General features: G+C 67.3%; 13 protein-coding genes and 1 riboswitch. Of the genes, 7 read left to right on the forward strand and 6 right to left on the reverse strand.

The genetic code is table 11. The features are described 5' to 3' along the window. Positions 1 to 15 precede the first annotated feature (15 nt). From urtB to urtE, 4 genes are read left to right on the forward strand one after another with little or no spacing between them, the layout of a single operon-like run. Positions 16 to 903 carry an urea ABC transporter permease subunit UrtB gene (gene urtB, locus Rhe02_RS37980; protein WP_203913317.1) on the forward strand — a complete coding sequence of 296 codons (888 nt, stop codon included), beginning with the start codon at positions 16 to 18 and terminating at the stop codon, positions 901 to 903. Next, complete coding sequence (gene urtC / locus Rhe02_RS37985) at positions 900 to 1,943, forward strand: urea ABC transporter permease subunit UrtC (RefSeq protein WP_239124319.1); 1,044 nt, start codon at positions 900 to 902, stop codon at positions 1,941 to 1,943. The genes urtB and urtC overlap by 4 nt, the downstream gene beginning before the upstream one ends. Then, positions 1,921 to 2,652: an urea ABC transporter ATP-binding protein UrtD gene (urtD, locus tag Rhe02_RS37990; protein ID WP_203913319.1), complete on the forward strand. Its 732-nt coding sequence runs from the start codon at positions 1,921 to 1,923 to the stop codon at positions 2,650 to 2,652. The genes urtC and urtD overlap by 23 nt, the downstream gene beginning before the upstream one ends. After that, on the forward strand, positions 2,652 to 3,338 hold the full coding sequence (urtE, locus tag Rhe02_RS37995; protein ID WP_203913320.1) for an urea ABC transporter ATP-binding subunit UrtE: 687 nt from the start codon (positions 2,652 to 2,654) through the stop codon (positions 3,336 to 3,338). The genes urtD and urtE overlap by 1 nt, the downstream gene beginning before the upstream one ends. On the opposite strand, the gene Rhe02_RS38000 is transcribed toward urtE, so the two are convergent. The 5 genes from Rhe02_RS38000 to Rhe02_RS38020 form a co-directional block, all read right to left on the reverse strand. Continuing rightward, positions 3,251 to 4,129: an ABC transporter ATP-binding protein gene (locus Rhe02_RS38000; RefSeq protein WP_203913321.1), complete on the reverse strand. Its 879-nt coding sequence runs from the start codon at positions 4,127 to 4,129 to the stop codon at positions 3,251 to 3,253. The two genes, urtE and Rhe02_RS38000, sit on opposite strands and share 88 nt — an antisense overlap. Beyond that, positions 4,126 to 4,941: an ABC transporter permease gene (locus tag Rhe02_RS38005; RefSeq protein WP_203913322.1), complete on the reverse strand. Its 816-nt coding sequence runs from the start codon at positions 4,939 to 4,941 to the stop codon at positions 4,126 to 4,128. The genes Rhe02_RS38000 and Rhe02_RS38005 overlap by 4 nt, the downstream gene beginning before the upstream one ends. Beyond that, complete coding sequence (locus tag Rhe02_RS38010; protein ID WP_203913323.1) at positions 4,938 to 5,927, reverse strand: ABC transporter substrate-binding protein; 990 nt, start codon at positions 5,925 to 5,927, stop codon at positions 4,938 to 4,940. Before Rhe02_RS38010 ends, Rhe02_RS38005 begins: the two co-directional genes overlap by 4 nt. Then, positions 5,924 to 7,051, reverse strand: coding sequence for an agmatinase family protein (locus Rhe02_RS38015; RefSeq protein WP_203913324.1), 1,128 nt, complete (start codon positions 7,049 to 7,051; stop codon positions 5,924 to 5,926). The genes Rhe02_RS38010 and Rhe02_RS38015 overlap by 4 nt, the downstream gene beginning before the upstream one ends. Before the next feature lie 50 nt (positions 7,052 to 7,101). Further along, a riboswitch (guanidine-I (ykkC/yxkD leader) is annotated at positions 7,102 to 7,209 on the reverse strand. A gap of 47 nt (positions 7,210 to 7,256) precedes the next feature. Then, positions 7,257 to 7,874 carry a TetR/AcrR family transcriptional regulator gene (locus tag Rhe02_RS38020; RefSeq protein WP_203913325.1) on the reverse strand — a complete coding sequence of 206 codons (618 nt, stop codon included), beginning with the start codon at positions 7,872 to 7,874 and terminating at the stop codon, positions 7,257 to 7,259. A gap of 83 nt (positions 7,875 to 7,957) precedes the next feature. On the opposite strand from Rhe02_RS38020, the gene Rhe02_RS38025 reads away from it, so the two are divergent. From Rhe02_RS38025 to Rhe02_RS38035, 3 genes are read left to right on the forward strand one after another with little or no spacing between them, the layout of a single operon-like run. After that, positions 7,958 to 9,082 (forward strand): FAD-dependent monooxygenase, encoded by a 1,125-nt coding sequence (locus tag Rhe02_RS38025; RefSeq protein WP_203913326.1) that lies wholly within the window; start codon positions 7,958 to 7,960, stop codon positions 9,080 to 9,082. A 32-nt stretch (positions 9,083 to 9,114) separates the two neighbouring features. Beyond that, positions 9,115 to 9,450, forward strand: a complete 336-nt coding sequence (locus tag Rhe02_RS38030) for an ArsR/SmtB family transcription factor (RefSeq protein ID WP_203913327.1) — start codon at positions 9,115 to 9,117, stop codon at positions 9,448 to 9,450. Continuing rightward, positions 9,447 to 10,268 carry a VOC family protein gene (locus Rhe02_RS38035; protein WP_203913328.1) on the forward strand — a complete coding sequence of 274 codons (822 nt, stop codon included), beginning with the start codon at positions 9,447 to 9,449 and terminating at the stop codon, positions 10,266 to 10,268. Before Rhe02_RS38030 ends, Rhe02_RS38035 begins: the two co-directional genes overlap by 4 nt. 74 nt (positions 10,269 to 10,342) lie before the next feature. Here Rhe02_RS38035 and Rhe02_RS38040 read toward each other — a convergent pair whose 3' ends face one another. Next, positions 10,343 to 11,257, reverse strand: coding sequence for a DUF4394 domain-containing protein (locus Rhe02_RS38040; RefSeq protein ID WP_203913329.1), 915 nt, complete (start codon positions 11,255 to 11,257; stop codon positions 10,343 to 10,345). Positions 11,258 to 11,740 lie beyond the last annotated feature (483 nt).

The following is an 11,740-nucleotide window of genomic DNA, read 5'->3' on the forward strand; positions in this document are numbered from 1 at the left end:
GCCCGGAGGCGACACGTGACAGTTGTTGCCAGTCAGCTCTTCACCGGTATCAGCATCGGCGCTGTACTGCTGCTCATCGCGCTCGGCCTGGCCCTCACCTTCGGGCAGATGGGTGTGATCAATATGGCGCACGGCGAGTTCATCATGGCCGGCGCCTACACGACGTTCGTTCTGCAGTCGGCGATCACCGATGCCGGAGTCTCCTTGCTGGTGGCGATTCCGGTGGCGTTCGCCGTGGCCGGGGCGATGGGCGTGCTGCTCGAATTCCTGCTCATCCGGCGGCTCTACGCGCGCCCGCTCGACACGCTCCTGGTCACCTGGGGTGTTTCGCTTCTGCTGCAACAGCTTGCGCGCGACATCTTCGGCGCGCCCAATGTGCAGACCCGCGCGCCCGAGGTGCTCACCGGCAACACCCGAATCGCGGGCGATCTGACCATGGCCAACAACCGGCTGTTCATCCTGGGCCTGGTGGTGCTCGCGGTGGCCGCGCTGACGGTGGCGCTGCGGCTGACCTCCTTCGGCCGCAGGATCCGGGCGGTGGTTCAGAATCGTGATCTGGCCGCCGTTTCCGGGGTGCCCACCGCGCGCATCGACCGGCTCACCTTCTTCATCGGCTCCGGGCTGGCCGGCATCGCCGGGGTGGCCTTGACTCTGTTGGGCCCGATCGGGCCGACCATGGGTACCAACATAATTATTGACGCCTTTTTGGTGGTGGTCGTGGGCGGCATCGGTCATCTGCGGGGCAGCGTCATAGTGGCGTTTGTCCTCGGAGTGCTTCAGTCGAGCGTCGAATATCTCACGACGTTGAGCGTGGCGAAGGTGGCGGTGTTCGTGGCGATCGTGGCGTTCCTGCAATGGCGGCCCCAGGGCGCGTTCACCTTGCGCACCAGGAGCCTGGCATGAAGTGGCGCGCGGCCGCGGGATTCGCGCTTGGTGCCGTTGTCCTGTTCGGGGTCGCGCCCGCGGTGCTGTCCGACTTCCGGCTCAGCCTTCTCGCCAAATACCTGTGCTTCGCGCTGGTGGCGGTCGGTATCGGCCTGGCGTGGGGGCGCGGCGGGCTGCTGACGCTCGGCCAAGGTGTCTTCTTCGGCCTCGGCGGTTACGCGATGGCCATGCATCTGAAGCTCGCCGACGCGGGCGAGGGCAACCTGCCCGACTTCATGGAGCTCTACGGCCAGCTTGACGCGCTGCCGTGGTGGTGGCGTCCTTTCGCCAATCCGGTCTTCGCGCTTGCCGCCACCGTGCTGTTGCCGATGCTGGTGGCGCTGGCGCTGGGCACGCTCATCTTCCGGCGGCGGGTTCGCGGGGCCTACTTCGCGATCCTGAGCCAGGCCTTGGCCGCCGCGATGGTGATCCTCCTGATTGGACAGCAGGGCACCACCGGCGGCACCAATGGCCTGACCGACATCGAAGGCTTCTTCGGTTACGACCTCGACGATCCGGTCAACCAGCGGATGGTGTACTTCATCATCGCCGCCTGCCTGCTCGGCCTGCTCGCACTGGTGCGCCAGCTGATGCACAGCCGGTACGGGGAGCTGCTGGTGGCGGTGCGCGATTCCGAGGAGCGGGTGCGTTTCCTCGGGTACAACCCGGCCACCGTCAAACTGGTCGCGTACGTGGCGGCAGCCGGGATGGCCGGGCTCGCCGGGGCGCTTTTCGTTCCCGCAGTGGGCATCATCTCGCCCGCGCTGATCGGCATCGTCCCCTCGATCGAGTTCGTCATCGGGGTGGCCATCGGCGGCCGGGCTACCCTGCTCGGGCCGGTGCTCGGGGCGGTCGCGGTGGCCTACGCGAAAACCACGCTCTCTGAACGGTTTCCGGGCGCCTGGATCTATCTGCAGGGTGCTCTGTTCGTCATCGTGATCGCGGTCCTGCCCGGTGGGCTGGCTTCGCTCGCCCGTCTGCTAAGGAGGCAACCGCATGGACGGCTTGAGCATCCGTGACCTGCGCGTCGTCTTCGACGGGTTCGTGGCCGTCGGCGGGGTCGACCTCGACGTCTCCCCGGGCGACGTCCGCTTCCTCATCGGCCCCAACGGCGCTGGCAAGACCACCCTGGTCGACGCGGTCACCGGGCTGGTCAAGGCGAGCGGATCGGTGCGCTTCGGCGAGCGCGAGCTGCTCGGCACCGAAGTCCATCGCATCGCGCGGCTGGGGGTGGGACGCACCTTCCAGACCGCGGCGGTCTTCGAAAACCTGACCGTGCTGCAAAACCTCGACATCGCCGCGGGCACCGGCCGCGGCGCCTGGACCATGATCCGCCGCCGTCGGGGCATCCCCGAGAACGTGCAGGAGGCGCTGGAGACGATCGGGCTTACCGGTCAGCTGGATCAGGCGGCCGGAACCCTTGCCCACGGCCAGAAACAGTGGCTCGAAATCGGGATGCTGCTGGTGCAGGACGCGAAGCTGCTGCTACTCGACGAGCCGGTGGCGGGCATGAGCCACGACGAACGCGATGCCACCGGCGAGCTGATCGGCAAGGTGAGCCGCGACCGCACGGTGGTGGTCATCGAGCACGACATGGACTTCCTGCGGCGCTTCGCCCAGACCGTCACCGTTTTGCATGCCGGCCGGGTGCTGAGCGAGGGCACTGTCGCCCAGGTCCAGGCCGACCCCAAAGTTCAAGAGGTCTATATGGGTACCAAGGAAGCCTGATGCTGACAATAGAAGGTCTCCAAGCCGGTTACGGACGCAGCATCGTGCTGCACGGCATCGGAATCAGCGTCGGCGCCGCGGGTGTCACCGCCGTACTCGGCCACAACGGGGCGGGCAAGAGCACCCTGCTGCGGGCCGCGATCGGGTTGCTCAAACCCAGACAGGGCACCATCTCCTTCGACGGCGAGGACATCACCCGGATGCCGGCCCACCAGCGGGTGGCCGCCGGGATGGCCTACGTTCCCCAGGGACAGCAATGCTTTCCGCACCTGACCGCGCTGGAGAACCTGCAGATCACCGCGGACGGGCGTAAGCAGGGCAAGGAATCCCTCGATGCCGCGCTGGACCTGTTCCCCGCGTTGAAGCCGTTGCTGCGGCGCAGGGCGGGCCTGCTCTCCGGCGGGCAGCGCCAGCAACTGGGCATCGCTCGCGCGCTCATCACCCGTCCCCGGCTGCTGCTGCTCGACGAGCCGACCGAGGGGATCCAGCCGTCGGTGGTGGCCGAGATCGAGGAGAAGATCCTCGATCTGGCCAACCACGTCGCCATCTTCCTGGTGGAACAGCACCTCGGCTTCGCCTTGCGGGCCGCGCAGAACTACTACGTCCTCGAATCCGGCCGGGTGACCTCGACCGGCTCCGGCGGGGAAAGCTCGGCCGACCTGGTGCGTGCCGCGCTATCGGTATAGCTCCTGGCGGCTACCACCTGCCTGGGGCCTTGCCCGCCGGTGCGGTGAAAGGCGCGCACCAGATCCTCGATCTTGGCCCGTAGCGCGAGGAAGGAGTCCTCGCGTTTGACGCTCAGATCGCGGTGGTCGCCCAGCGGCACGCTCAGATCGGCGGCCACCCGCCCCGGGCGGCTCGCCAGCACCACCACGCGCTGGCCCAGAAAGACCGCCTCTTCCACATCGTGGGTGACCATGAGCACGGTCGTCCCGGTGTCGCGCCACACCTTGCGGATGAGCAGCTGCATGTCCTCCTTGGTCTGAACATCAAGCGCGCCAAAGGGTTCGTCGAGCAGAAGCACCTCCGGCTCGACGATCAGCGCCCGCGCGATGGCGACCCGCTGGCGCTGCCCGCCGGACAGATGCTTGGGCAGGGCGTGCCGGAATTCGTTCAGCCCCACCGCTTCCAGGTAGCGGAGCACCCGCTCCGAACGCTCCGCTTTGGACAGTCGGGGCAGCAGCTCCAACCCGAAGCCCACATTGCGTTCCACGTCACGCCACGGGAACACCGCGCCCGACTGCAGCACCAGACCGCGATCGGGGCCGGGCATGGTGACCGGGTAGCCGTCCAGGCGGACCTCCCCGCTGGTGGGCCTGGTCAGCCCGGCCACCAGGGACATCAGCGTCGACTTGCCCGAGCCGCTGGCGCCAACCACGCAGACGAAACTTCCCCGCGGCACGGCCAGGTTGATGCCCTCAAGCGCGACCACGTCCCCGAAACGCATGCCGACGTCGGCCAGTTCCAGCTTGATCATGTCCACCTCCCGACCCGGTCGCGGGTGAGCCGCAGCAGAAGGTCGATGGCCAGACCGATCAGTGCGATGACCGCCAGCACCGCGAAGATCCGGTCCACCTGGCTGAAGCGCTGCAGCCGAACGATCCGGTAGCCCAGCCCGGAATCGGCCGCGATCAGCTCGGCCACCACGACGAAGTTCCACGCCGCGGCCGCGTTGACCCGGACTGCATCGATCATGCCCGGCAGCGAGTGCGGGATGACCACCTTGCGTACCACCTCGCCGGTGCGGGCGCCCAGCGTGTACGAGACGTCGATCAGCGAGGTCGGGATGCCGCGTACAGCATCGGCTGTCATCAACGTGTTGAAGAAGACGGTGCCGATGAACAGCAGCGCCACTTTGGACGGTTCGCCCAGCCCCAGCCAGATGATCAGCAACGGGATGAACGCGCTCGCGGGCAGGTAGCGCAGGAGCCCGATGACCGGTTCGAAAAGCGACTGCCCGGCGCGGAAGGTGCCCATCGCGATGCCCAGCGGCACCGACACCGCGATGGCCAGCCCGAACCCGAGCAGCACCCGCTGCAGGCTCGCCCAGGCATCGGTGAACAGCTGACCGGAGCCCGCCATCTCCAGCGCCGCGGCGAAAGTGGCGGCTGGGGTGGGCAGATAGCGGGCGGGCTGGATCAGCCCGCTCACACTCAGCCCCCACCACAGCCCGAGCGGCACGAGCACCGAAAGGGTCACCAGCACGACGGTGGCCCGCCGCGAGTTGGGTTTGCGGATGGCCAGCAGGGACGGCGTCGGCCGCGGGGGCCGACGCCGTGGCAGGCTCATCCCGAAACCGCCTGGACGAACTTGGGCTCGAAAAGGCCGTCAAGCGAAGGCTTCTTCTCGGCCAGCTTGGTGTCGACGAGGAACTGCGCGATGAGCCCGGCCTGATAGTCGAGGTTGGCCGGCGTGCTCCCGCTGGCGAAGGCGGACAGGTTCTGTTCCCGCGTAAAGATTGTCGTCCCCGCGTCGTAGGTCTTGTACTCGTCCGCGCTGACCCCCGCCTTCTTGGCCATGATGGCGATCGCCGCCTCTTTGTTGGCCTGGATCCAGGCGATGGTGTCGAACCAGGTCCGCACCACGGCCTGTACCTCGGTCGGGTGGGCGGAGACGAACTCGGCCGTGAACACCAGGTGGTCGGGGATCGCGCCCGGGAAGTCCTTGGACGAGGTCAGCACCTTGCTTCCCGGCCGCTTGAGCGCGTCGGAGGTGAACGGGGCGAAAGCGCCGACCGCGTCGACCTCGCCGGCCGCGAACGCCGCCGCGGCCGCATCGGTCAGCAGCGGCTTGAGCGTGATGTCACTTTCCTTCAAACCCGCTTTCTGTAGCGCCAGCAACAGCAGATAGTGGTCGACCGTGCTCTGCTCGACCGCGATCGCCTTGCCTTTCAGATCGGCCACGCCGGTGATGCCCGGGGCCACGATGATCTGATCGTTTCCGGTCGAGTTGTCGTTGACCAGAACGATTTTCTGCGCCGCGCCGCCGCTGACCGAGGCGAGGGTGTCGTTGAGCGTCTGGCTGTTGGCGCTGACCTTTCCGGTGGCCAGCGCGGTGAGGCTGTCGGTGTAGCTGTCGAAGTACTTCAGCTCGACCTCGACCCCGTTCTTCGCGAACAGGCCCTGTTCCTGCGCGACCTGCCACGGGAACCAGCCCGGCCACGCGCTGAACGCCAGCGTCACCTTGGCTTTGGCCTGCTCCGGTTCCTCCGCGGTGCCGCAGCCGGATATGGCCAGCGATAGGACGGCCAGCAGGCCGACGACCCTTCTCTTCATGACTTCTTCTCCAATGTGGACGATGGCAGGTGGCCGGCCCTGACCAGGCAGCCCAGGGTGTCGCAGATGACACGGGTCGCTATCAGCGCGGTGATCTCGGCGTTGTCGTAGGGCGGCGAGCACTCCACCACCTCGATGCCGGCCAGCGGGCGCTCGGCGATCAGCTGGATGAACTTGAGCACCTCGCGTGGCAGGAAGCCGCCCGGCTCGGGCCAGCCGGTACCCGGTACGAAGGCGGCGTCCAGGCAGTCGACGTCGAAGCTGAGCCAGACCGCTTCCGCGCCGTCCCAGGCCACCTCCAGCGCCCGCTCCGCGGCCGCTTCGATGCCCATCTCGACGCAGTCGGTGACGGTCATGATGGTGGTGCCGCGTTCCCGGCCCACCTTGACCCCCGGCCGTGGCGCCTGCCAGCCCCCGATTCCGATCTGCACCAGGTTTTTCGGCGGCACGTTGGGGATGTCCGTGGCATGGAACCACGGGGTGGTGTGCATCCGCTCGTCGAGATCGGTTTCCTGGGTGTCGACGTGCCGGTCGAAGTGGATGATCCCGAGGTTGCCCTGCAGATGCTGGGCGACCCCGCGTACGGTGGGATAGCCGATGGAGTGGTCGCCGCCGAGCACCACCGGAAACGCGCCCGAGGCGTAGACGTGCGCCACCGCCTTGGAGATCTGATCGAATGTCTTCTCTATGTTGGCGGGGATGGTGAAGATGTCGCCCAGATCGGCGATGGTGATGGACTCGCGAAGGTCGACGCCGAGCTCGAACGAATACGGGCCGTAGAGCGCCGAGATCTTACGGATGCCCTGCGGGCCGAACCTGGTGCCGGAGCGATAGGTGGTGCCGCCGTCGAAGGGCGCTCCCAGCACGGCGACGTCGTACTCGCCGCATCGGCGCACGTCCTCCAGATAGGGGGCCTTGAGGAAGGTGTTGATCCCCGCGAAGTGTGGCAGCTCGCCGCGGGAGAAGGTGGGGATCCGTTTGTCGACAATGGAGTCGGCGCCGGGCAGGCCGAGCTCGAGGCCGCGCGCGACCTCCTCTTCCCATTGTGTGGTGGGCAGCTCGGCTTCACGCTCGACCGCGTACTTGGCTTCGGGGCCGTGCTGGGGGTGGTGGTGGAATCCCAATGGTGCCTCCGTCGGGACTGGACCGGCTGGGGCACAGCCAGTCTTCGGCTGTCTCCCGGGCTTTTGTCCCGCCGTGGAGCGCCCTGGCCGTGCCCGGGCACCTGCACCTCTCGGACCAGCCCGCCCGAATGGGCGGCGGAACCCTAGGCGCGCCTCACCTTGGGTGAGTCGTGGTCCAGTACACCGTGGATCTATTTCCCTTTGATTAATGCCGCGTTGCCGAGCCGTGGCGTAGCCATGGGGTGAGCGCGATGTCGGCCGCTTGGCCCACCGCCGCCCGCATGGCGGCCGGATTGGCTTGCCGCTCAGGGTCTTCCAGCAGCACCTGCAGCGCGCCCTGGACCGCGCCGACGAATGCTCCGGTCAGCGCGGCCGCGCTCACCTGGTCAAGCTGGTCGGGAAACTCGGCCGCCAGATGCCTGGCGATCTCGCGCTGCGCGTCGAGCTGGATCTGCAGGGCGCGCCCGCGCACGGCCGGCACCGTTTGAATCAGGCGCATCCGCAACCCGGCCAGCGGGCTCACCATGTCATTGCTGTCCTCGCCGATGTTTCGCAGCGCTGTGAGCAGCACCTCGGCCGGGCCGTCGGCTGGCTTGCGCGCCGCGATCGCGTCGACCGTGGCCTGCACCCGGCTGTCGCTCTCCGGGAACAGCAGCTCTTCCTTGCTGGCGAAGTAGCTGAAGAACGTGCGCGTGCCGATGTCGGCCGCCGCTGCGATGTCGGCGACCGTGGTTTGGTCGTAACCGTTGCGCTCGAACAGATCCGCGGCGGCGTCGACGAGTGCCTGCCTGGTCCGGGCCCGTTTGCGGTCGCGCAGTGACATGCCGATCAGTGTACGGCACGCCGCACTCCGCGCAATTATGCACTCATTGCAGAATTGCACTGAGTGCTGGTACCGTGCGGAGTATGAAGCCGCAAAACGTGTTGATCTCCGGCGCTGGTGTGGCCGGCCCTACCCTTGCCTATTGGCTGACGCGGCACGGGTTCACGCCCACCGTCGTGGAACGGTCCACAGCGCCGCGCTCGAGCGGCAACCCCGTCGACGTCCGCGGGCCGGCCCTGCCGGTGGCGGAAAAGATGGGCCTGCTGCCCCGGCTGCGCGATGCGGCCACCAACGTGGAGTCGATGAGCTTCGTCGATGCGGCCGGCCGCCGGATCGCCCGGCTGCCCATGTCGGCAACCCGAAGCGGCGCAAGCGATCAGGAGGTCGAGATTCCGCGTGCCGACCTGGCCGCCATCCTCTATGAGGCAGCTCGCGACACCGCTGAGTTCGTGTTCGACGACTCCATCGCGCAAATGCGGCAGGACGAGGGCGGTGTGGATGTCACCTTCGAGCGTTCCGCCCCGCGCCGATTCGACCTCGTGATCGGCGCTGACGGACTGCATTCCACCGTGCGGCGGCTGGCGTTCGGCCGGGATGCCGAATTCGTGCGCCACATGGGCGTCTATGTGGCCACCATGCCGCTCGGGGCTGGCGCCGATAATCCCCGGGAGGTGCTGCTGTACAACACTCCCGGCAGGCTGGCCTCCATCCACCCGTCGCGGGGCAATGCTTTGGCCGCCTTCATCTTTCGCGGCCCAGCCATCGCCGATCTCGATCACCGGGACACCAAGCGGCACAAGGAAATTGTCACTGCGGCCTACTCCGGCGGCGGCTGGCGGCTTGCTCAGCTGCTTGAGACGCTTCGCGCCACCGACGATCTCTACTTCGACTCGGTCAGCAAGGTGCGCCTGGCGACATGGTCGCGCGGCCGCATTGCTTTGCTCGGCGACGCGGCTTCGTGCGTGTCGCTGTTGGGCGAGGGTTCCAGTCTGGCTATGGCCGGTGCTTTCACCCTCGCCGCATCGCTTGGCGCCGATCCGGGTGACCATTCGCGGGCGTTGCGCCACTATGAGGCCACCCACCGCAGGCTGGTAAACCCGAGGCAGCGCGGCATCGGTGTGGCCGCGGGAGTGCTCATTCCGAAGACGCGGCTCGGCCTGGCCGTGCGCAATCTCGGGGTGCGGGCCTGGGCCAGCTGGCGGGCTTGACAATAGTTAGCATCTGCTCTAACTATTAGAGGGTGTTAGATGACTCGGTGCAGGCGGTCTTCACCGTGCTGGCCGATCCCACCCGCCGCCGCGTGATCCAGCTGCTGGGCGAGCACCCGCGCCGGCCCGGCGAGCTGGCCCAGGCCACCGGCACCTCGGCGCCCGTGATCAGCCGTCATCTGCGCATCCTGCTTGAGGCCGGCCTGGTCAGCGACGAACGGGTGGCCACCGATGCGCGGGTTCGGGTGTTCCGGCTGCGCCCCGATCCTCTGGTCGCCTTGCAGGCTTGGCTCGATCAGGTACAAGCGCATTGGAACGAACAGCTCGGCTCATTCAAACGCCATGTTGAAGGGAAGGCCAAACCATGACCCGCAAATCGGCTACCGCATCGATCGAGGTCGGTGTCGACCCGCTGATCGCGTTCCAGGCCTTCACCGAGGAGATAGGACAGTGGTGGGTTCCCGGGCCCATCAATGCTTGGGACTCCGCACGTGCCGTGACCAAACGGATCGAGCCCGGCGTCGGCGGGCGATTCTTAGAGGTGTACGACGACACCACCGGCGATGCCCTCGAACTGGGCCGGATCACGGTGTGGGAGCCGGGGGCGCGGCTGGTCTACCGCAGCAGCGTCGACGCCACCGAGGTCGACGTGCGCTTCGAGGCCATCGACTCGGGCACCCGGGTGCGCGTCGAGCATTACCTGCTACCCGGCGGCGAGGTGGGCGAGGGTTCGCTTTTCTGGCCCAACGTGCTGCACTGGCTTGAATCGTGGTGCGCCCGACGCGATGCCGCGACTTCACCTGAGCCACGGCAGCTGGCCCGGTTGAGCGCTGCGCTTTACTACGAGGATCCTGCGGCCGCAGCCCGCTGGCTGGCCAAGGTTTTCGGGCTGACCTCGTGGGACCGCATCCCCGCCGAAGGGGCTCAACCGTCGTGGATCGAGCTGCACGTCGGCAACGTGGCCGTGCTCCTTTTCCCGTTGGCGGGCAAGCGTTCCGCCGACGAGCCGGTCACCCACGAGATGTGGGTCTATGTAGACGACCTCGACGCGCACCATGCGCGGGCCACGGGTCACGGCGCCACCATCGTCTCGGAGATCCAGCAGCACGGTTATCGCGCTTACACGGCACGGGATCTCGAAGCACACCAATGGACCTTCATACAGGCATCACCGGCGATGCCGTGACCCGATGGCTAGGTACGCTGGGCGGCGATGTCCTCATTGGACTTCGCCGCCTGCTGCCGTCTGTTGCCGTCCGTTCAGGCGTCGAGCTGGATGGCGATGTCGGTGACCTGGGTGCGGTTGGGAAACGAGCCGTTCTGAGCGGCCCGGCCGGTGAGCAGATCGATGCGGTAGAGCCGATAGCGGCCGTCCACTTTGAGGGTGGCGTATGCGGTGTTGCCCGCGCTGACCCCGACGCGCAGAGCGCTGTAGATGTCGAAGCCGGTGTCGCCGTCGGTGTCGACCATCAGCTTGCCGGCCGGGGCCAGCTCACCCTGGTTGGCCGGTGACTGCACGGCGACCTGGTCGGTCATGACGTTGAGGTCGAAAAGGGTGGTGGCGGTGTTCGGATCCGTGTCGTTGTTGGTGTACGCGGCACCGGTGACCCCCGTCGTGACGGCTGTCGCCGGTGGTGTGGTCAGCCCGGTGTCGGTGGCGGTCATGCCCGCGGCCGGGGTGCCGGCTGGGTCATCGATGTTGTGGCGCAGGTTCTGGCCGTTGTCGCTGAGCACCCGCAACCGGTTGGCCGCCGGGTTGAAGTCGATGTCGAAACTCTGGCCGGACAGGGCGATGGTCAGCTGAGAAACCTTGCTGGCCTTGGCATTATCGATGCCGATGGTGTAGATGCCGCCGCTGTCGCCGACGCCGTAGAGCTTGCCGTTCTGGGCGCGAAAGTCGATGCCGATCAGACGCGTGTCACCCACCATGCCGCCCACGGTGCCAATGCTGCGAACCTTGTCCGGGTCGTTGGCGCGAAACCAGACCAGGTTGCGGCCGTCGCCGGTCAGGCCGATCACGCGGTGGTCGTTGCGCCGGTCCGGCGAGTTGTCGTTGTAGCTGACCAGCAACGGATCCGATCCCTGCGACCCGGCCTTGGTCACCACCGCGGCGGCCGCCGTCATGGCTCCGGTCACGGCCAGCACCGCCAGGCCCAGTACCCACTTCCTTGGCATCTTCGTTCTCCTCTGTCGCGAGTCTGTGCGCCCACCGGGCGACACGCAGCTTCTTCGGAGGCGCAGCGCGATTGGACGGGTGCGCGCGGGATTTCTGGCACAATGCCACCAGGGCCGCGCCTACACGGCACAGGATCTAACTGGACCTTCGTCTAGGCACCCCAACGATGCCGTCGACCTGGCGCTGTCGGTGTTCCGGGTGCCGCCGGTGACCCCCCCGGGTGCTGGCGGAACTGGCAGCCAAGGCGGTTTCGGCCTGGTCCAGAGACGAAGAAGTGCCAGCGTGGCCCGAAACAGCGGAACAGACCGTGATGCGTTCGTTTGCAGCCATACTGGCGCCGATCGGTTCGGCGGTTGAACAGGTACCCGGAATCGGACCACCCCCACAGTCTTGATCGATAGGCAGGCACCGGCCGGTGGTGCGCCGCCGCGTTGGGTCGGGCAGCGGCGCTGACGTTGGCGCATCTGTTCTTTGAGCGCTAC

It is taken from the genome of Rhizocola hellebori, assembly GCF_016862955.1.
Lineage (GTDB): Bacteria > Actinomycetota > Actinomycetes > Mycobacteriales > Micromonosporaceae > Rhizocola > Rhizocola hellebori.

Coding starts and splice junctions, on each gene's coding strand:
- urtC (WP_239124319.1), top strand. CDS start 900: ATGAAGTGGCGCGCGGCCGCGGGATTCGCGCTTGGTGCCGTTGTCCTG.
- urtD (WP_203913319.1), top strand. CDS start 1,921: ATGGACGGCTTGAGCATCCGTGACCTGCGCGTCGTCTTCGACGGGTTC.
- urtE (WP_203913320.1), top strand. CDS start 2,652: ATGCTGACAATAGAAGGTCTCCAAGCCGGTTACGGACGCAGCATCGTG.
- Rhe02_RS38000 (WP_203913321.1), bottom strand. CDS start 4,129: ATGATCAAGCTGGAACTGGCCGACGTCGGCATGCGTTTCGGGGACGTG.
- Rhe02_RS38005 (WP_203913322.1), bottom strand. CDS start 4,941: ATGAGCCTGCCACGGCGTCGGCCCCCGCGGCCGACGCCGTCCCTGCTG.
- Rhe02_RS38010 (WP_203913323.1), bottom strand. CDS start 5,927: ATGAAGAGAAGGGTCGTCGGCCTGCTGGCCGTCCTATCGCTGGCCATA.
- Rhe02_RS38020 (WP_203913325.1), bottom strand. CDS start 7,874: ATGTCACTGCGCGACCGCAAACGGGCCCGGACCAGGCAGGCACTCGTC.
- Rhe02_RS38025 (WP_203913326.1), top strand. CDS start 7,958: ATGAAGCCGCAAAACGTGTTGATCTCCGGCGCTGGTGTGGCCGGCCCT.
- Rhe02_RS38035 (WP_203913328.1), top strand. CDS start 9,447: ATGACCCGCAAATCGGCTACCGCATCGATCGAGGTCGGTGTCGACCCG.
- Rhe02_RS38040 (WP_203913329.1), bottom strand. CDS start 11,257: ATGCCAAGGAAGTGGGTACTGGGCCTGGCGGTGCTGGCCGTGACCGGA.